Raw genomic sequence first — 20,451 nt, 5'->3', positions numbered from 1 at the left:
CAGAATTTCAAGTTGGAAACTTATCATTTCATGCCGCATCACTAACCAATGAGATAGCAATAGATGCAGAAAAACTTTTAGGGCTCTTCGAGTCAACGCGCGATGAAGAAATAATACAGGCTATCAGATTCTGGGAAAGCACTTCCCACGCAATGAGCACTATCTCCGACACGATCCATACTATTGCTAGCCGATTGTCAGCAGAGCATGAAGGTGAAGCATTCGCGGCGGCTTCAAATCAGCTGGAAGGGCTATCGAAACGAATTAATCTTGTTTCCGAATCTTCTGACATCATGGCGAACTCCCTCAGCCCGATGCCTTACATTCGAAGCAATGCTACGACGAACCTCCGCGAAATCCTCAGCCGCAGCCGAAATATCGAGGATCCCACCGCACGCGAGGAGTTTTTGCTGTCAGAGACACAACATTATCTCACTAATGGATATCTAACTCAACTGCAAGAAGTCGTTCCAAAACTTTCGTCGTTGACTACTCCTCACCATGCTGGGATTCTGCGCTCCGAGTTTGTCGCATCCGCACAATATGTCGAACATTTCGACGTGACAGACCATCAAACATCACGATTGACAGGCTCTACCTTTGCGGCTGCAACCACAGCAATTCCGCAAAACGCACCTGCAGTAGCGGCCAATTCCCCATTACCGTCCCTATCTCCTGGCCTCTCCGCTTTGAACCCTCCTAACGGTCTCGTTGGTATTACTGAAAATCGCCAGTCTCTATTGGCCGCGGTGCGACCTCATGGGTTCATCAATTCACCAGAGAGTCGAGCAGCTACCGGGCTAACGCGACCAAACTCACTGCGAACGGGTGCATCACCACTGGCAACTCAGACTACGGTGAACCGCGGTGCCACAGGACCAAGTGCAAACCTTTCTGACCGGCGAGTCAGTACAAACATGCCTCGCAATGCGGGCAGTCCAATGATGGGCGTTCCTGCACCTGCTCGCCTCCCAGAGAGTCCGGGTACCGCCTCTCGTCTACTAGGTACGCCTCAGTCTTCGGGCGGGGCAAATGGACAGCCTATCCATGGGAACACGGCATCGGACAGAAATCGATCACCAGCTGGAGGAGCTCTTCGAGGAGGAACCTCAATTGCTCCGGTCAGTTCCTTAGGCAGTTCGGGTAAAAGAAGCACCTCTCCGATTGACCAGGTCTCCAAATTGCGCCGAAATGATTCAACAAACGCGAATCATAAGAGGCTATTTGGGTCGACCGAACCGACCGTGCCCGAAATTCTCGGCGCAGATCTTAGAGATTAATCAAGTGCCAAGAGTTGGCTTCTCTGAATTCCGCCTATCCTACCGCCGCGGTCAAGTGGTCATAAATCATGATCGGAACTTCTTCTTCGAACTCCAGCAACATCTCCACGATGTTCAAGTGGCCGCGTTCCGAGTCTGGAATTTTAGCGTTTTTCGCTTCTACGCAACGTGCCTTACCCAGGTAGAAGAAGTCGATCCCCTCTGAATCGTCTCGTTTGACCAAAACTTGAAGCTCGACGTTGTTATTGACGATCGGAATGATTTCTTTGCTATCCAGAGTTCGCCTCGACCTAGAAAACCATCGGAAATGCTCTCTATCGATGAAAGCATCGCCGTACCTGGTACTATCAGAGACCTCCTCGTCTTTGTGATAAGTAACAAAAATCGGACAAGTTTCAGTCTCTGAATCGGTCTTATATCCGTACACCGTCTGATAGTTGGACGTTTCCCAGTCTAAAAGACGAGTTGCATCTTTTCGACTATAAGTCTTCCCGGGCAGCAGCTGCGAGGAGCTATCGTAACGCGCCTGTGAATAGAACAAACCAGTATCTAAGATGTCATCTACAAATTTTCGGAATGTTGAGTCATTCGAGTAAAGCCCAGAAAGTCTTTCACCAGCAGTGATCTGGCTTCCCTCTGCCCTTATGAATGGCTGATCTCCATAAACAGCGCGTTCGCGATCCGTATAAAAGTCCAGCGATAGTACGCTTTTCACAGAGCGGAGCCTCTGACCACGTGAATCTTCATCGAGATTCTGGAGTTGATCTTCAACCCAAGAATTTTCTCTATCACCGTCTCGGAGAATACTCTTGAGCAACTTCAGTTCGTCAGGTCGTTTTCCATTTAGAAGCTCTGCGGTTAGAAATCGCAATATCTGAGCCATCTCTGGTGTCGGCCCTTCGTCGACAAGTTTAAATTTCGATAGCAGAGTCCAGTAGTCAGTAGCCTTATTGGCAACCACCACGGCATCCAAGTAATCCGTTTTGGCAAAATCTATGAGCATAGGGGTATTCCCTAGTCGATTTCGCATCTCGCTTACCGCCTGCTTCAAAACATGGATGCTATCCAACTTTGCAGTGTTGATCGAATCCAAAACGCGCTTACGCGCAATCGGGTCGAAGTCCACACTCGAGACACATGCTGCACTTCGACCGATCTGATCAGCGGAATCTTCTGTCGGGTCAATTCCTGACAACTGATTTTCTACGGTACGCCGCCGGAGAGAATCTCTACTGGCCGAGGTGTCGTTGAACAAAGCTATGGGAATCATGAAGTTGTTTTTGTAGTTCCCAATAAAGTCGATCACTCGCAGGTGCGACTTACCCGCGGATTTGCGGAGTCCTCGCCCAAGTTGCTGTGTAAACACGATCGCTGACTGAGTTGGGCGAAGCATCACTACCTGATTCACTGCAGGAATATCGACTCCCTCGTTAAAGATATCGACGGTGACTAGATAGTCGAGCCCACCGTCGTTAAGTTTCGTCACCGCGTCTTCTCGTTCGCTCATCGACGTTGCTCCGCTCAGCGGCATCGTGCGAAGAGTGCGGCCTGCGACGCTGCGCAGATTCAACTGCTGAGCAAGCTCATTTGCTTCGTCGTTTCGAGAACAGAAAATTAGACCCCGGACTCCAGTCTTGAATCCGTAGACTTCAAGGCTCTCAACGAGATGGTCGACCCGCTGATCAACCACAAGCCGTGCAAGGTCGGCCGTTTCGGAGACACTGTTTCCGTCGAGATCTGTGTAGTCTCTAACTCCGTAGTAGTGGAATGGGACAACCATGCCTTGATCCATCGCGTCACCGAGCCGGATCTCGAAGACAGTGTTGTAATCAAAGATTTCATAAATGTTGAATCCGTCTGTCCGCTCCGGAGTAGCGGTTAGACCGAGCAGTAGTCGAGGCTCGAAGTAGTCGATAACCGATAGGTACGAGCCTGCTCCCGATCGGTGCACCTCATCGATGATGATTTGGTCGAAATCGTCTGGCCCAAATTGATGTAGATTCGATGGCTTCGAAATCGTTTGAATAGTCGCGAACAGGTACTTCGCGTTCAAGTCTTTGCTGGTTCCAGTGAACTTTCCGAAAGCCGACGAGGGCTCATCAAGCACTTTCTGGAACTCTTCGATCGCCTTATCAAGAATCTGCTCCCGATGGACGACGAAAAGTATACGTCGTGGAGCCTGCTGTCTCACAGTGAGTGCCGCCAGGATCGTCTTGCCCGTTCCCGTTGCAGAAATGATGAGTGCCCGACGTGCTCCTTCAGAGACTGTGCGCTTAAGCGACGCTAAGGCGCGTACCTGCATCTCGTTAGGTTGGATAACCTCGACGTCGGACCTTTTGTCCGGGTCTTCTGCAGGTTCGATGCGAAGCCGTTCTTGAAGGCCAGCCCACTTCTTCTCGTATGCCTCAATCCACTCGCGGGTCAACGAGATCGATTTTTCAATCTGGTCGGCGATCGCTGCTTCTACTTGAGACGCAATCTCACCATCAGCGGGCGAGGAGATCCGAAGGTTCCATTCTTCGTTTCTGACGAGGGCATTTACCGTTAGGTTCGAGCTTCCGATGATGGTGACCGTCTGATTGCCACTACGGAAGACATACCCCTTAGGGTGAAAGCCTCTCCCGCTCTCGGCGTAGACGTATGCCTCGACGTTCGGATTACTCAACAGGTCCCAGAAGATCTCTGGGGAGTTGAAGCCCAGGTAGTCAGACGTAACAATCCTGACCCGACCTTGAACATTCAGGAGTGCCTGTTTCAACATCGCGAGCCCATCGCTCGTGATGAAAGCTACGGAGAAATCTGCGCCCGACGCGGCGAAGAGTTCCTTGTCGAGGGCCTCTCTCATCGTTTCTGGGTACTTATTAACGATGAGTTCTGGTGAACTCTGCTGTCCGGCGCGGTTATCGGTGCCCAAGGCCCTCAGAACTCATTTCCCCACGAACGTGGCTTCTAGTCCGAAATCAAGTCACGTCGAATCATATCCACAGCGGGAATATCCGCGGGCGCCCACTCTAGATCTTGGAGAGATTCCACAGGTATCCATTTCGCGTCCTGGTGTTCCAGGAGAGTAGGTTCTTTTTCCTTGAGGGTGCAGTAGAAGGTCGTGAGCTCGACGGTCCCGAATTCATACTCGTACTCCGTAGACACAATCTTTTCGCCAACGATTGCCTCGCACTCCAGCTCTTCCACTAGCTCGCGAGCCAAAGCCTCTTCAGGTGCTTCCCCCTCTTCGATCTTTCCGCCCGGAAATTCCCAGTATCCTCCGAGCGCCTTTCCGTCGGGACGCTGAGCTGAGAAGACAGTCTGGCCCCTTACGAATACCGCTCCAACAACTTTGATCACATTGGTCCCTTCGTAGGTCTTCGATAGCTCATCGAATCTTGACCCTACTTCGAATCCTCCAGCGCTTCGGGCTTTACCCTCTTGCCTTCCCACGTCTCCCGGCCAAACAGCCACGCGACCAGCGCCACTGCCGTGATCAGGCCACAGGAAATAAAGCCTGCTTCGTAGCCGACTAGGTCGACAATCAGACCCACGATCAGAGGACCAGAGATGGCGCCCAGGTCCTGTGCCATCTGGTACGAGGCGAAGACTTTGCCGCCCTGGCGCTCATTGCCGACGATGTCAGAGACGGTGGCCTGCTGCGCTGGGTTAATCATGCCGGCACCAAAGCCCGCGATGGCCGAAACCGCCATGACCGCGATGTCACCGTGCATGAAGCCAAGAACGGCAGTGAAAATGCCGTTGATGATCAGGCCGATCACGAGGATCGGCTTGCGGCCGATGGAGTCGGCAAGCCTGCCAGAGAACTGCAACGCCACCACATTGCCGGCCGCGAAGAAGGTCAGTGCGAGGCCAGCCACTGCGGCGCCGTTAGTGAAGGCGGCCGCTGCGAACAGCGGAACGATGGCAACTCGGACACCAAAGTTCGACCAACCATTGGCGAAACCCGAAACGAGCGAAGCTCGGTAGGCGGAGTCGGTAAGGGCTTCGCGGAAGGTCAGGACTGGGAGTCCGGCATTCTTCGCGCCTGCGGTACCGGCATCTGATTGGAGCATTCGCCAGACCACCGCGGTGGCGATGACAAGGGCGACGCCATAGACCACGAACGGAACCCTCATGCCCAGCGGAGCCATGGCAGCACCGAGCAGTGGGCCAAAGACGTTGCCCAGAAGGAATGCCGAACCATAGGCAGCGGAACAGCGACCGCGGATCTCAGGAGGGGCGATACGGACGATCAGGCCCATCGCAGCGACGGTGAACATTGTCGAACCAATGCCGCCGGCAGCGCGGAAGAAGAGGAGCTGCCAGTAGTTTTGGGCAGCAGCGACGAGCAGAGTTGAGCCGGCGACGATGAGCAGGCCGATGAGATAGGTACGCCTGCCGCCGAACTTGTCCACTAACTTGCCGCTGGTGGGGGCAAAGATCAGACGCAGAATAGAAAAGGAGCTGACGACGAAACTGGCGGCGAAGACAGAAACATCGAAGCTCCGGGCGTACTGCGGGAGTACAGGGGCGATCAGGCCGAAGCCCAATGCAATAATGAAGGCACCGATGACCAAGACCCAGATTTCTCTGGGGATCTGTGGCACGTCCTCTTTCGTAGCAACGCGTGCGCGCCGCCATGGGATCAGCACCTATGCCTCCTTTATGGAACTCCGTTAACCGGAGGGAAGGCTACTCCTGATCCAGGTCCTGCTCGTACCCGCCCTCGTAATCATCGAATTCGGCGTCGGTGTCTACGTCTACGACCTCGCCGTCGATCTCAGCGATCGCCTCGTCATCGTCGTCGATGAAGTCTTCGCTTCCGTCGTCGACAGGGGCAAGCATCTCTTCCCAGTCTTCGGCGTGGTCGGTGATGAGGGCGAGGACGTCGAAAAGCTTGGTGAAATCGGTGAAGGTACCGAGGTCCATTACTTCGCTGTAAAGCTCCTGCTGGTCTGCCAGGAGATCCGCGAAGATGCGGCGGCGGTCCTCTTCGGTGAGAGTCTCCTCGGAGTCGGACTCCCAGAACTCAGTGATGGCCTTATCGACCAGGTCATCCAGGTCCTCACCGTGGGTAATGAAGCGCACCTGTGCGGTGGGAATGTTGTCATCAGAGGCCACCAGCACCTGCACGAAGGAGGTCTCCCCCACCTCAGCGGTCAGAAGCGTGGCCTCCTCCGGGTCCTGCTCGAAGTCGAGGTCAGAGATCCTGTCGTCGTCGCCTTCAAGCAACGCGCGCAGCAAGGCCACGACCTGATCGGTGGCTACATGGTGAGCGACTGCTTCCACAGCGTCTTCGACGGAGAAGACCACTGACACCAGCACTGCCTCGAACTCATCGTCCTCAGAGTCGACATCCGCCGCGGCGATGTAGACCTCCGCCGCCGGCAAGTTCTCGTCCAGGGTGACGAACTGAACTTCCAGGTCCTCCATGATCGGAACGAACAACGTGTCCTCGGTGACGCGCGATTCGATTCCTTCGGCATCCAGTCCGGCAGCGATCTGTTCGTAGAAGCTCATGTGACGGGTTTCCTCCCTCAACGACAGACGGCCACAACCGGCCGATCCATCCGTAACAGTACCGCCTAACCCATCCAGGCGGCTTCCCGTTCTTCCTTCGACCGCTTCGGGCACGATGAGCACGCCTCAGCGACCGACGAATGCAGGATCATGCAGCAGGAAGAGCGCACCAGCCCGGCGCGCACGTCCCAGTCCGGTTCCTCTCCATCCAGAGCGAGAGATGTTTCGGTGGGGGTCACGGTCCGGTCGGTGATGTCTACGAAGCGAGGGGTGGGGACGTCGGGAAGCGAATCTGTTAACCGAAGCCCCACAGATACGCCCCGCCAGGGCTCCATCAGTTCATTGCCCGCGCTGACGGCGGCCCCGGCGAGCTCATCGGCAAACACCGCCCACAGCGGTGCCGGGCGAAGGGAAAACTCAGAACACAGCTTCCCGACGATTCCTTCCACCTGCTTAGCCATCTCCTCCCCATAGGCCGAGATATCGGTGACCTCAACAAAGCGGTGGGACCGGAAAGCGAGCCAGTAGTTGTCGCGAACCTCCACGTCATAGGAGGACCACGTAGGCTCCGGGGCTCTGCCATCAACGAGAATGCCGGCGACGGCAGGACGTGCCAAGGCCCCCATCATCGAGTACCACCAGAGTTGGGCGTGGAACTTGTCAGACCCCTCGGGCATTGGGAACAGGCGACGGCCTTGACGCACCAACGCGCCGATGTCATCCGGCATCGGCTGCCCAGGGCCTTCCAGGATGCTGGAGGCCAACCATGGGATCTCCGCGATGATGCGCGAGTAGTCGGACACTGTATTCCTTTCGCCAGCGTGACCTCCAACCTAATGCAGCATTATCGGGAACGAACTGGTGCCCTCCAGTGTTCTCGTAGAGTGGGACCAACGAAAGGAGTCAGACGTGTTCGGCAAGAAGAAGGGCAAGGACAGTCACAGCTCACGGAAGGAGCGCAGCGACCGGTTGGCAGATGGATTCCAGACCGACGGGCGCTCCCCCGGTGAGGAGACGGCTAATCCGCGGCCGGACATGCTTTCTACGACTGGCCATCCGTTAGAGGGAAACCGAATCGATCGTTCGGTGTACACCGACATCATCGGCTCCGATGCCAAGGCCATTGAGTTGGACGCTGGCATGGCCGGCAAGATCCTCATCGGCACGCTGGATAAGGCGATGGGTTGGCAGACGTCCATCATTTCCGGTTACGTGAACAAGATTCGGCGCAAACACCCGGACGAGTCGCCGATGCAGATCCAGAAGCGTATCGACGCCCACTTCATTCGCCTCGTCACCAGCAGCGGTGGCGCCGCCGGTGGAGCTGCCGTTATCCCCGGCGTCGGCATCATCATGGGTATGGGTGCCATTGCGGTGGAATCTGTTGCATTCCTCGAGGCCGCATCGTGGCATGTGCTGGCTTCTGCTGTGGTGCGCGGTATCGACATTGAGGAGAAGGAGCGCCGTCGTTCCCTGATCCTGCTCTCGTTGACCGGCTCCAGTGGTGCAGCCTTGGTGCAGGCGGCTCTCGGTGGCAATGAAGTCATCGCCAGCGCCCGCCAGGAATCCAGTGCGTCGATGATGCGGAAGGTGCCACTGCCCAAGCTCGGTGGAATTAACAAGCAGCTCCTGCAGATCGCCCAGAAGCGGATGATGAAGTCCGTGAAGAAGGCCAGCCTCGGCAAGTTGATGCCAATGGGCGTCGGCTTGGTCATCGGTTCCACCGCGAACCGCAAGATGGGTCGAGCTCTCGTCGAGCGTGTCCGTGGTTCCCTCGGACCGGTGCCGCAGACGTTCTAACCGTGAACTCCCCTTTGTCGGTGCTGTGGCGGTATTGCCGCCAGCACCCGGTGACGCTCGCCGTCGTGTCCGCGGCCTCGGTCGCCGTCATCGTGCTTGAGACCATCCTTCCGCTGCTGACCCGCGATGCCATCGACGCCGCGACCGGTCAGGGCGACGGTGGTCTGCCCGCCCAATGGATGCCCACGCTCACTCCGATCGTCGCGGTGGTCATCATTTTCGTGGCGGTGGCTGTTGGTCGCACGATTGCGCAGGGCACTCGCAGATATACCTCCGGCATGTTGTCGTTGAACGTCCAGCACGACATGCGCGTGCGTCTGCTGAATTCCCTGCAGAAGCTCGACGGCCCCGCCCAGGACCGGGTTCGCACCGGTCAAGTGGTGTCCCGGTCGATCTCTGATCTCTCTGGCATCCAGGGCATGCTCGCGATGCTGCCGTTGACGATGTCATCGGTGCTGAAGATCGTGCTGACGCTTGTCGTGATGCTGTTTCTTTCGGTGCCGTTGACGCTGGTGGGCCTGGCGATCGTGCCGGTGCTCATCGCGGTCATCCTCCGTTCTCGCGGTCCTCTCCACGCGGCGACGTGGACTGCTCAGCAGCAGGCAGCGGTCGTCGCTTCCCAGGTTGAGGAGACTGTCACTGGCGTGCGCGTGGTCAAGGCCTTCGCTCAGGAGCAGCGTGAGGTCGACACTCTGGAACGCCAGTCCGGCCGGCTCTTCGCCCTGAAAATGCGGGCGGCGAGGCTCACCGCCAAGTTCCAACCGACTCTTGAGTCGCTGCCGCAGCTCTCGCTTGTCGCGAACCTCGCCGTTGGTGGTTATTTCGCGTTGCGCGGGGACATCACTGTGGGTACGTTCGTCGCTTTCGCCACGTACCTCACCACTCTCACGGGGCTGTCGCGCCTGGTCTCCAACATGATTGTGTCGCTGCAGTTGGTTACCTCCAGCCTCGATCGTGTGGAGGAGGTCATCAACACTGGCCCGGACACTCCGGCTCCTGCGGATCCGTCTCCCGTGCCGTCCGGTCCGCTCGGCGTGCGCCTCACGAACGTCAGCGAAAACCGCGTGCTTTCCGACGTCTCCTTCCACATCTCCCCCGCCGAACGCCTCGCCATCATCGGTCCGCCGGGATCGGGAAAGACGGTGCTGACTGAACTTCTTGGCCGGTTCTATCTCGCTCAGTCGGGTCGGATCGAACTGGTTGGCTCTGATGGCACAGTGGACATTGCAGACTGCCCGGACGTTCACGATTCGGTTGTCGTGGTCCCCGATGAGCCTTTCCTGGTGTCCGGCACAATCCGCGAGAACATCGCGATGGGCACGCCCGATGCCACGGACGAACAAGTCCGTCGCGCCGCCGACGACGCCCAAATCACCTTCATCGACGACCTCCCCGATGGCTGGGACACTGTCATTGGCGAGCGCGGCCAGACCCTCTCGGGTGGGCAGCGCCAGCGCGTGGCCCTCGCCCGCGCTCTCCTTGCCCGACCGCGGGTACTCGTCCTCGATGACGCGACCTCCGCCATCGACGCCACCACCGAGGCCCGAATCTTCGATGCCCTAGATACCTACGGCGACATCACCATGGTCATCGTCGCGCACCGATCCTCGACGCTGGACCGCGCCGACCGCGTCCTTTTGCTTGACGACGGCCACATCTCCGGCCTCGGAACCCGCTCCGAACTACTGGAATCGAACCCTTTGTTCGCCCGCCTCATGGATCTGTCCGAGGCGGAACGCAAGGCAGTGCGGGAGAACCTGACCATCGATGAACCGGATGCGCCCGAGCCTTCTAGGGACCTGCTCTGGCCGGAAGTCGCCGCCTCCGAACGGGTCATGGACACCACAAGTATGGAAAAGCCTGCACAGGTGCCCGGTGCCCGAGGTGGCCCGATGAGCGCTGCGATGGTCTCGATGCCTCCTACCCAGGAGCTGTACGACCGAATCGATCTGCTTCCCCCTGCCAACGAAAAGCCCGTCCTCTCCCCCACTGCCTTGGACACCGACCGGCCATTCTCACTGCGACTGCTCCTGTCGAAGGTGCCGTGGTTGCTCACCGGTGTTATCGCTTTGCTGATCGTGGTGACAGCCGCGGACCTTGCGTTTCCAATGCTGGTCTCGCGGGTTGTCGACGACGGCATCTCCGGCGGTGACCTCTCCGTCGTGTGGATTGCCTCCGGACTCGGACTGGGCATTGTGGCGATCGGATGGGTCGCCTCTGCTGTCACGGCGGTACTCACTGCCCGCACTGGTGAACGCCTGCTGTATTTGCTGCGTGTGCGTTCTTACCGGCACTTGAACTCACTGGGTGTGAACTACTTCGAATCCCAACGCTCCGGCCGGATCATGACCCGCATGACTACCGACATCGACGCCCTCTCGTCTTTCCTCCAGACCGGCGTCGCTCAGGCATTTACTGCGTTAATGACGCTATTCGGCGTGATCGTTCTCCTAGTGGTCGTCGATCCGGAGTTGTCCCTCATCGCAATGGCGGCGGTGCCAGTGATCATCGTCGCCACATTGATCTTCCGTCGTATTTCCTCCCGGCTTTACGCTCAGGCCCGCGAGCAGGTTTCGTGGGTTAACGCCGACTTCCAAGAGTCCATCTCCGGTCTACGCAATACTCAGCAGTTCGGCCTGACCGATCAGGTCGAGACTCGCTTTGCTGCAGCCTCGGACCTCTACCGACGACTGCGTGGCCGCGCTCAGATCGCTGTATCCACGTACTTCCCGGGAATCAACTTAATCTCGGATGTTACGACCGCCGCAGTCCTCCTCATCGGCGCCCATCAGATCGCCGGAGGCACCGCGAGTGCAGGTGTACTCGTCGCATTCATCTTGTACCTCAGCATGTTGTTCGGACCGATCCAGCAGCTCTCCCAAGTCTTCGACGGATACCAGCAAGCACGCATCGGGTTGGACCGGATCTCCGACCTGCTTTCGACGCCCTCATACCCCGACACCGGCTCCCAGCCGGCACATGCAGACGGGAAAATCGAGTTCGACAACGTCTCCTTCGCCTACCCCGGTAAGGAACCGGTCCTGGCGGACTTCAACATCGACGTCGAACCTGGCGAGACAGTCGCTCTAGTTGGTGAGACTGGAGCAGGCAAGAGCACCGTCGTAAAGCTCCTAGCGCGTTTCTACGACGCAACCGACGGCTCCGTCCGAGCCGGCGGCGAGGACATCCGCGAGGTTCCCCTGCACCGGTGGCGCTCAAAACTCGGATTCGTCCCGCAGGAGCCGCATCTGTTTACCGGAACAATCGCATCGAATATTTCCTACGGTCGGCCGGACGCCTCCCGGGACGACATCATCGACGCCGCCCGACGCGTCGGTGCCCTCTCGACCATCTCCGCGATCCCTGGAGGCTTCACTCGGGAAGTAGGCGAACGAGGCCGCGGATTGTCCTCCGGACAGCGCCAATTGATTGCCCTCGCCAGAGCTGAACTTGTAAAACCAGAATTACTTTTGCTAGATGAGGCGACTGCTACCCTTGACCCGTCAACAGAAAGGGCGATCCTCACGGCCACAAACCGTGCTGCCGAACGTCGGACCAGCGTTATCGTGGCTCACCGGCTCGCTACCGCCGCACAAGCTGACCGCATTTACGTCATCGATAAAGGTGAGGTCATCGAGCGCGGTTCCCACGCGGAGCTGCTTAAGGCGAACGGTGTCTACTCCAAACTATGGGCCGCGTACCATGCCAGGGAGGCGGACGTGGAGAAATCCAGGTAATACCGTTACTGTTGTGTGACACAATCTCACGCGGTTCGTCCGCGAACAAACGCAGAAGCGAACAGGAAATGAGGCGAGAACCTGCCGTGAGCAGCGACATGAGCTTCGGTCAGAATGAATGGCTGGTTGACGAGATGTACCAGCAGTTCAAGAACGACCCCCAGTCCCTCGACCAAGAGTGGCGGGATTACTTCACCAAAAACTCTCCGAAGAGCGAATCCAAGGCGGCGGCACCCGCCGCACAGCAGGCCACCCCCAAAAAGGCAGCGGCCAATAAGCCGACGGAGACGAAGCTCCTCGATACCGCGGAACGGAAGCAAGCCAACGTGGCCGAGTCCTCGGACATCACCGAAAAGCCCAAGCCACGACGCAAGTCCACCTCCCCGATGGACAAGGCTGATGAAGCCACCGCACCGGAGGCCGGCGACACCCAGTTGAAGGGCATCGCCAAGGCGATCGCCAAGAACATGGACCTCTCCCTGGAGATCCCCACGGCAACTTCCGTGCGGGACATGCCGGCGCGTCTGATGTTCGAGAACCGCTCGATGATCAACGAGCACCTCGCACGTCACCGCGGCGGCAAGATCTCCTTCACCCACATCCTGGGTTACGCCTTAGTCAAGGCGACCATGATCCACCCGGACATGAACAACTACTACGAGGTCAAGGACGGCAAGCCGACCCTGGTGACCCCGGAGCACATCAACCTTGGTCTGGCTATCGATATGCCGTCCAAGGATGGCTCCCGCGCCCTCGTCGTCGCCGCCATCCGCGAGTGCGAGAACCTCACCTTCCGTGAGTTCCTCGACGGCTACGAGGACGTCGTGTCCCGTGCCCGCGTCGGCAAGCTCACCGGCAAGGACTTCGCCGGTGTCACCATCTCGCTGACCAACCCCGGCGGAATCGGCACGCGTCACTCTGTCCCGCGTCTGACCAAGGGCCAGGGCGCCATCATCGGCGTCGGCTCGATGGACTACCCGGCCGAGTTCGCTGGTGCGTCGGCGGATCGTTTGGCTGAAGTTGGCGTCGGGAAGCTCGTGACGGTCACCTCGACCTACGACCACCGCATCATCCAGGGCGCCGAGTCCGGCGAATTCCTGCGCACGATGTCGCAGCTCCTCACGGACAACCTGTTCTGGGACGAGATCTTCGAGTCCATGAACGTGCCCTACACCCCCATGCGCTGGGCACAGGACCTGCCGAACACCGGCATCGACAAGAACACCCGCGTCATGCGCCTCATCGAGGCGTACCGCAGCCGCGGTCACCTGATCGCCGACATCAACCCGCTGCAGTTCGATCACCCGAACATCATCCAGCCGGACCACCGCGACCTGGACCTGGCCACCCACGGCCTGACCCTCTGGGACCTCGACCGCCAGTTCAACGTCGGCGGATTCGGTGGCAAGGAAACGATGACGCTGCGCGAGGTTCTCTCGCGCCTGCGCAACGCTTACTGCCTCAAGGTCGGCACCGAGTACATGCACATCCTCGACACCGACGAGCGCGAGTGGCTGCAGGAGCGCATCGAGGTGGGCCAGCCCCGCCCGACGCACGCTGAGCAGAAGTACATCCTGCAGAAGCTCAACGCCGCTGAGGCATTCGAGAATTTCCTGCAGACCAAGTACGTCGGCCAGAAGCGCTTCTCCCTCGAAGGCTCTGAGGCTCTGATCCCGCTGATGGACTCCGCCATCGACACCGCTGCTGCGGAGAACCTCGACGAAGTTGTCATCGGTATGCCGCACCGTGGCCGTCTGAACGTGCTGGCAAACATCGTCGGTAAGCCCCTCGCGGAAATCTTCAGCGAGTTCGAAGGCAACATGAACCCGGCCACCGCAGGTGGCTCCGGCGACGTGAAGTACCACCTTGGCACCACCGGCCAGCACCTGCGCATGTTCGGCGACGAGGAGATCGACATCTCCCTCACCGCCAACCCCTCGCACCTGGAGGCAGTCAACCCGGTCGTCGTCGGTATGTCCCGCGCCAAGCAGGACATCCTCGACCTCGGCGACGAGGGCTACACCATCATGCCGATGGTCCTCCACGGCGACGCAGCCTTCTCCGGCCTCGGCGTGGTCCAGGAGACCCTCAACCTGATGGGCCTGCGCGGCTACAAGGTCGGCGGCACCATCAACATCGTGGTCAACAACCAGATCGGCTTCACCACCGCTCCGGACTCCGGCCGCTCCTCCTACTACTGCACCGACCTGGCTAAGGCCTACGGTTGCCCGGTCTTCCACGTCAATGGCGATGACCCGGAAGCAGTCGTGTGGGTCGGCAAGCTCGCCGTCGAGTACCGCAACCGCTTCGGCAAGGACGTCTTCATCGACCTGGTCACCTACCGCAAGCGTGGCCACAACGAGGCCGACGATCCGTCGATCACTCAGCCGGAGATGTACCGCATCATCGACGAGAAGGAGTCGGTGCGTGAGCAGTACACCAACAACCTGATCGGCCGTGGCGACCTGTCTGAGGAAGAGGTTGAGGCAGTACGCCGCGACTTCCACGACCAGATGGAATCCACGTTCAACCAGGTCCGTGCGGGTAAGGACACCATGACCCCGGAGCAGCAGACCGGTATCACCGGTTCCCAGCCGCTCCCCCACGGCATGGACACCAGCCTCTCCAAGGCCACCATGGCAGAGCTTGGCGCTACCTACGCCAACGTCCCGGAGGGATTCACGCTGCACAAGCGCCTCCGCCCGATGGCTAAGAAGCGCGCAGACTCCACCACCAAGGGTGACGTCGACTGGGCAACCGCAGAGCTCCTCGCTCTCGGTTCCGTGGCCGGCGAAGGCTCCATTGTCCGCTTCGCAGGTGAGGATGTCCGCCGCGGCACCTTCACCCAGCGTCACGCGGTCCTCGTCGACCCGGAAACCGGCAACGAGTACAGCCCGCTGGACACCTACGCCAAGAACCAGGGCAACGGCGGAAAGTTCATGATCTACAACTCGGCACTGACCGAGTTCGCAGGCATGGGCTACGAGTACGGCTACACCCTCGGCAATCCGGACGCGACCGTCGTCTGGGAGGCACAGTTCGGTGATTTCGCCAACGGCGCGCAGACCATCATCGACCAGTACGTCTCCTCCGGTGAGGCCAAGTGGGGTCAGACTTCCAAGCTGATCCTCCTCCTGCCGCACGGCTACGAGGGCCAGGGCCCGGATCACTCCTCCGCCCGCATCGAGCGCTTCCTGCAGCTGTGCGCTGAAGGTTCGTTCACCGCGGCTCAGCCGACGGATCCGGCGAACTACTTCCACCTGCTGCGCCGCCACATTAACTCGGACCTGCACCGCCCACTGGTGATCTTCAGCCCGAAATCGATGCTGCGCAACAAGGCAGCGGTCTCCCCGGTGGAGGACTTCACCGAGAAGACCAAGTTCGAGTCCGTCCTCGACGACCCGACCTTCAGCAAGCAGGGTGGCGACCGCTCCAAGGTCAAGACTGTTCTGATGTGCTCCGGCAAGATCTACTACGATCTCGCCGCGAAGAAGGAGAAGGACGGCCGCGACGACGTCGCTATCGTCCGCGTGGAGATGCTCCACCCGGTGCCGTTCAACCGCATCCGCGAGACCCTCGAGTCCTACCCGAACTACGAGAACCTCCGTTGGGTGCAGGACGAGCCTGCCAACCAGGGCCCGTGGCCGTTCCTGGCACTGCAGCTCCCGGAGCTGCTGCCTGACCTGCCGCGCATCACCCGAATTTCCCGTCGCGCCCAGTCGTCCACCGCCACCGGTGTCGCCAAGGTTCACGCGATCGAGGAGAAGGCACTGCTGGAAGAAGCGTTCCAGAAATAACCGGCTGAAAGAACCCGGCTCCCATGTGGGGGCCGGGTTCTTTGCGTCGTAATGCGGGTTTTTATCCCGTAGCGAATCGACTGCTGCCGAGCCACTCAGATGCGATCTCCTCCGGCGCTTCGCCATCGGAGTATTCCTCGTTCATCTCATCTATCTCAGAGGTGGAGATGGACCCTGCGAGACGGTTGAGGACTTCCACTCGCTGGTGCCGATCCAGCGCCGGCTTCTTGTAGAACGGGACGAGGTGTTGGGGCAGGTAATCCTCGTTATCGTCGGCGAGCCAGCCACACGCCTGTGCGTTGGACGGGTCAGTGGCCATGACATCGCCCGGGAATGACCGGCTCATCGCGTCGTAGACGCGGTCGCGCCACTCAGGGTCCGAAGCCTTGTTCGGGTTATCGTCCGCGGCGTACTCCTCGTGGAGCGTCGCCGCTTCGTCAGGGTTGAGGCGCTGGAGTAGTTCACCGGTACATCCGAAGGACACCGTGGCCTGTCCCATTCGTACGGCGTCAACGCGGTCATCGACGGCAATCTCAAGATCGGTGGACGCTTCTCGGCCGACTCGGTCAAAAGCGCCGGCGTACAAGTCCGCAAGAACACGCTGTTCCGGAATGTTGCCGTTCGCACCAACGATGATTGGTTCCTGCTGCTCCATCGGCTGATCCGGCAAAGGCTCCTGGCTCGAGCAAGCAGTTAAGGCGCCCAGAGCAACAAGTGCAACCGCCGCGCGCTTCATCATCCACCTGCCAAGACGTCACGTGCCTTTGCCGCATTAGCGGGTTTACACAACACGTCATAACGACCAGCCACGATCTGCGTCGTCGACGCGAAATCACGTTGACTCTTCGACATCGCATACGGCACTCCGGCCGACACCATGCCGAAGACCATGCCCATGCCTGCGCCGACTATCAATGGGGAAATCCAGTCTTCCTGGAACAGCCCCAGGAGCAAACCGAAGAACACACCCAAAGCCAAGCCATAAGCGATGCCGCCGCCGAGGATCTTCCCCCACGACAGCCTCCCGACGACCCGCTCCACCTGCATCAGATTCACACCCACAATCGTCAATTCATCGACGGGGAAATCATCCACCTTCGAGAGTTTCTCGATCGCGGCCTGAGCCTTCTCGTACGTGGGGAAACTACCGACCGGCCACCCCTCCGGGGGCTTCGGGGTCGTGCGGGCTGCCGGAGAGGAACTGGCCATGGTTAAGGTTTCGATTCTCCTGAAAGACGGTGGACACTTGTTCCTAAGATATAACGGCTCATTCAGCGAGAATGTTCCGTCTGCCCTGACGTGGGGATATCAACTACTTGGGGTTAGGATGATTGTCGATGTCAACGATTACCGAAGCCCAGGTCCGTAGCGCTCTCGACACCGTCGAGGACCCGGAAGTCCGCCGCCCGATTACCGAGGTCGGGATGGTTAAATCCATCTCCATCGCCGAGAACAACGACGTGGCGGTGGAGGTCTACCTGACCATCGCTGCATGCCCGATGCGCGAAACCATTACCGGAAACACCGCAAAAGCCGTCCGCGGCATCGACGGTGTTGGTGAGGTTTCCGTCACCACCGACGTGATGAATGACGAACAGCGCCGCGATTTCCGCAACGCCGTGCGTGGCAGCTCCGCCGAGCCCGTGATTCCGTTCGCTCAGCCGGAGTCCCGAACGCGTGTCTTCCAGGTCGCCTCTGGCAAGGGTGGTGTCGGCAAGTCCTCAGTTACCGTGAACCTCGCCGCGTCCCTGGCCGCTCGTGGCCTCAAGGTCGGCATCCTCGACGCCGACATCTACGGCCACTCCATCCCCCACATGATGGGTTCAACGGACAAGCCGCATCAGGTCGACGACATGATCATGCCGCCGCAGGCCCACGGCGTCTCGTTGATCTCCATCGGTCACTTCGTCGATGACAACGCACCTGTGGTCTGGCGTGGACCGATGTTGCACCGCGCGATCCAGCAGTTCCTCGCGGACGTCTTCTGGGGCGACTTGGACGTCCTGCTGTTCGACCTGCCGCCGGGAACCGGCGATATCGCCATTTCCGTCGCGCAGCTCGTGCCCGGTGCCGAGATCCTCGTTGTCACCACTCCGCAGCAGGCTGCCGCGGAGGTCGCCGAGCGCGCCGGCACCATCTCGCTGCAGACCAAGCAGAAGGTCGCGGGGGTCATCGAAAACATGTCGTGGATGGAGCTTCCCGACGGCTCCCGCATGGACGTCTTCGGCGAAGGCGGCGGCCGCACCGTTGCAGACCGACTCACTGAGATCACCGGTGATGAGGTTCCGCTCTTGGGCCAAATCCCCCTCGACGTTCGTCTCCGCGAAGGTGGAGACGCCGGAACCCCGATCGCCATCGGCGAACCCGAGAGCGGCGCAGGCGCAGCCCTCAACGCTGTCGCGGACAAGCTCTACGTCCGCCGCGACTCGCTGGCGGGTAAGCCCCTCGGACTTGGTGTCACCTCCCGCGACTAGTCGCGCGTTTCTTCTTCGCTCTCATTCGGCGGCTCTTCCGTAGAAACATGGTCGCTCGGTGTTCGCGGACCCGCTGCGCCATCGGTGACGGATCAGTGAAACGGGGAGACTCAGGGTTCTCCCAAGCCTTGATCTGATCGGGGTCGAGGTCAGCCAAAAGACGACCGATCGATGACAGCGCACCGAACGGGTCACGCTCATTCAGGTAGACCTGCATGATCTCGAGGAGCTGGTCCGCAGGTCCTGCCGTCGGGGACGGAGGATCCTTAATCGGTTCGGTGGACGATGCCTGGGCACGATACTTCCGGACCTTGATCTCCTGCAGTTTCATCCGAGCATCGGCACGCTGACGCGAGGCCCGTACAGCGGCTTCGGCTTCAGCCTTGGTGACGGACTTGATCAAGGATTCCGGGGATTCCTCCGGTGACATGATTCGCATCTGTTGAAGCATCCGAACGACGGGCTGAACCCTCCGCGCCCGTGCGACCTTGTCCCGTACTTCGGCCCGGACGCGATCTCGGAGTTCGTTGTGTTCTGCACGCAACTTGCCTGCCTTGCGGACCCCAGCAGAGAACGGCACGGCTCCGGGGTGGCTGACTGGTCCAGTCGGCAGGGTCGACACCTCCGCTCCGGTGGTATTCGAGGTCCAGTATTCGGTTCCGGACAACGACCGGGTTACGTCCCACAGTCCCTTGGTCTTTTCATTGTGGTGACGCCGACAAAGCGCGTGAAGATTGTCGGTGGTAGTCGGTCCTCCTTCGTCGAAGTTGGTGACGTGATCCATGTCCGCCGCTGCCGCGGATCGTCCGCATCCAGGAAACATGCATACCCCGTCGCGTCCCATCACGTACGCCTTCTGGCTCGGGGTAGAGGCGTAGCTCGCCGTTGCCGACGGAGCTACGCAGTCAACTGACGTGACCATGGACAGGTATTCCTCGGCCACGACATCAGACAAAGGTCCAACTCCCGGCATGTAAACCGCTCCCCCGTCGACGCTGCGGTAGAGATGCAAGTTCACGCCGACGTCAGCAGTGCCACGCACCAATCTCATGAACGCCGCAGTGTTATCACAGTCCTCAGTCGCCGCAATCGTAGAAATGACTCGGTTGACCTCTTCTGCATGCGACGGCTCAAGAGCAAGACTGATCCGCGCCGCCTTCTCGGGATATTCCGGAGTGCGGTACCGGAAGGTCTCCTCAACGACTTCAGGAGTAGGAGGACCCGCAAGATCTACGGGTCGAGCCTCATGTTGGACACCATCGATAGCAGCCTGCACGGCCGGAAACAGCTCGTTCCACTCTGGCATTGCCAACTTGTCCACCCGAGGCAGCAATGCCTCGAGAAGCGGGGGTTCTAGTTCACCGAACAGCTCTTCTGCCACGGGGTAGGTGGCGACGGACAACTTCTTCAATAGCTTCACGGGCACGAAACCACGGACAGTCAAAACCTCGGTCAAACGAGGCATCCTGGACAGCATCAGCCCGATCTTCCGGTACTCCCGTGCAACGACATCACTTTGTCCGAGGTCCGCGACCACACAGGTGGTGTGGTGGCGGGCATCATCTTCCATGGCGCACACACTCAGTTCCGCCACCGCCAATTCGGCACGGTTTCGGGCACGGCCTGCGGCCGCACGAGCAGAATCATTCTCATGACCCCACTTCGGGGCATCATCACGCAGTGCTGCTTCAAACAGACGGCTTATGGTCGACGTGTCAGTGGTCATGGCCCCTCTCCTCCCGATCTTTGAGCTTCGAACTTATCGAACTCAAGTTCGACTATTGCAGGATCGGGCGCCCATAACAAGAGGCCAGAGCCATCGTTCGCCAAAAGTTTCGAAACAGTTCACCTGGAGATA

12 protein-coding genes are annotated in these 20,451 nt (G+C 59.3%); 4 read left to right on the top strand and 8 right to left on the bottom strand.

The genetic code is table 11. The features are described from left to right. Window positions 1-1,314: 1,314 nt before the first annotated feature. From YWU_RS15110 to YWU_RS0104130, 5 genes are all read right to left on the bottom strand, one after another. Window positions 1,315-4,194, bottom strand: a complete 2,880-nt coding sequence (locus tag YWU_RS15110; protein ID WP_051260020.1) for a DUF3427 domain-containing protein — start codon at window positions 4,192-4,194, stop codon at window positions 1,315-1,317. 35 nt (window positions 4,195-4,229) lie between these two features. Beyond that, window positions 4,230-4,622, bottom strand: a complete 393-nt coding sequence (locus YWU_RS0104145) for a (deoxy)nucleoside triphosphate pyrophosphohydrolase (protein ID WP_027019470.1) — start codon at window positions 4,620-4,622, stop codon at window positions 4,230-4,232. A 44-nt stretch (window positions 4,623-4,666) separates the two neighbouring features. Further along, window positions 4,667-5,872 carry an MFS transporter gene (locus YWU_RS0104140; RefSeq protein ID WP_027019469.1) on the bottom strand — a complete coding sequence of 402 codons (1,206 nt, stop codon included), beginning with the start codon at window positions 5,870-5,872 and terminating at the stop codon, window positions 4,667-4,669. An 85-nt stretch (window positions 5,873-5,957) separates the two neighbouring features. Further along, window positions 5,958-6,785: a hypothetical protein gene (locus YWU_RS0104135; protein ID WP_027019468.1), complete on the bottom strand. Its 828-nt coding sequence runs from the start codon at window positions 6,783-6,785 to the stop codon at window positions 5,958-5,960. Between the two features lie 65 nt (window positions 6,786-6,850). Beyond that, on the bottom strand, window positions 6,851-7,588 hold the full coding sequence (locus YWU_RS0104130; protein WP_027019467.1) for a hypothetical protein: 738 nt from the start codon (window positions 7,586-7,588) through the stop codon (window positions 6,851-6,853). Between the two features lie 106 nt (window positions 7,589-7,694). On the opposite strand from YWU_RS0104130, the gene YWU_RS0104125 reads away from it, so the two are divergent. The 3 genes from YWU_RS0104125 to YWU_RS0104115 all read left to right on the top strand — a co-directional run bounded on the left by YWU_RS0104125 (window position 7,695) and on the right by YWU_RS0104115 (window position 16,119). Further along, complete coding sequence (locus YWU_RS0104125; protein WP_051260019.1) at window positions 7,695-8,585, top strand: hypothetical protein; 891 nt, start codon at window positions 7,695-7,697, stop codon at window positions 8,583-8,585. 2 nt (window positions 8,586-8,587) lie between these two features. Beyond that, a complete protein-coding gene (locus YWU_RS15105; protein WP_034647024.1) occupies window positions 8,588-12,322 on the top strand; it encodes an ABC transporter ATP-binding protein in 3,735 nt (1,244 codons plus the stop codon). A gap of 86 nt (window positions 12,323-12,408) precedes the next feature. Continuing rightward, window positions 12,409-16,119 (top strand): multifunctional oxoglutarate decarboxylase/oxoglutarate dehydrogenase thiamine pyrophosphate-binding subunit/dihydrolipoyllysine-residue succinyltransferase subunit, encoded by a 3,711-nt coding sequence (locus tag YWU_RS0104115; RefSeq protein ID WP_027019465.1) that lies wholly within the window; start codon window positions 12,409-12,411, stop codon window positions 16,117-16,119. Between the two features lie 61 nt (window positions 16,120-16,180). On the opposite strand, the gene YWU_RS15100 is transcribed toward YWU_RS0104115, so the two are convergent. Both YWU_RS15100 and YWU_RS0104105 read right to left on the bottom strand, forming a co-directional pair. Beyond that, window positions 16,181-16,858 (bottom strand): glycine betaine ABC transporter substrate-binding protein, encoded by a 678-nt coding sequence (locus YWU_RS15100; protein ID WP_084141744.1) that lies wholly within the window; start codon window positions 16,856-16,858, stop codon window positions 16,181-16,183. Next, window positions 16,855-17,328, bottom strand: coding sequence for a YflT domain-containing protein (locus tag YWU_RS0104105; protein ID WP_027019464.1), 474 nt, complete (start codon window positions 17,326-17,328; stop codon window positions 16,855-16,857). The genes YWU_RS15100 and YWU_RS0104105 overlap by 4 nt, the downstream gene beginning before the upstream one ends. Window positions 17,329-17,456: 128 nt before the next feature. Here YWU_RS0104105 and YWU_RS0104100 point away from each other — a divergent pair, with 128 nt between their 5' ends. After that, complete coding sequence (locus YWU_RS0104100) at window positions 17,457-18,593, top strand: Mrp/NBP35 family ATP-binding protein (RefSeq protein ID WP_027019463.1); 1,137 nt, start codon at window positions 17,457-17,459, stop codon at window positions 18,591-18,593. Here the strand turns inward: YWU_RS0104100 and YWU_RS17410 are convergent. Beyond that, complete coding sequence (locus tag YWU_RS17410) at window positions 18,577-20,319, bottom strand: HNH endonuclease signature motif containing protein (RefSeq protein WP_051260017.1); 1,743 nt, start codon at window positions 20,317-20,319, stop codon at window positions 18,577-18,579. The genes YWU_RS0104100 and YWU_RS17410 overlap by 17 nt on opposite strands. Window positions 20,320-20,451: the final 132 nt, after the last annotated feature.

Origin of the sequence: Corynebacterium sputi DSM 45148, from assembly GCF_000427865.1 — a bacterium.
GTDB classification, from domain to species: domain Bacteria; phylum Actinomycetota; class Actinomycetes; order Mycobacteriales; family Mycobacteriaceae; genus Corynebacterium; species Corynebacterium sputi.
This window is presented reverse-complemented; position numbering and strand designations above follow the sequence as displayed.

What these genes read in the sequence shown, in the direction of transcription:
- YWU_RS17410 (WP_051260017.1), bottom strand. Translation starts at nt 20,319, where the DNA reads ATGACCACTGACACGTCGACCATAAGCCGTCTGTTTGAAGCAGCACTG.
- YWU_RS0104100 (WP_027019463.1), top strand. Translation starts at nt 17,457, where the DNA reads ATGTCAACGATTACCGAAGCCCAGGTCCGTAGCGCTCTCGACACCGTC.
- YWU_RS15100 (WP_084141744.1), bottom strand. Translation starts at nt 16,858, where the DNA reads ATGATGAAGCGCGCGGCGGTTGCACTTGTTGCTCTGGGCGCCTTAACT.
- YWU_RS0104135 (WP_027019468.1), bottom strand. Translation starts at nt 6,785, where the DNA reads ATGAGCTTCTACGAACAGATCGCTGCCGGACTGGATGCCGAAGGAATC.
- YWU_RS0104105 (WP_027019464.1), bottom strand. Translation starts at nt 17,328, where the DNA reads ATGGCCAGTTCCTCTCCGGCAGCCCGCACGACCCCGAAGCCCCCGGAG.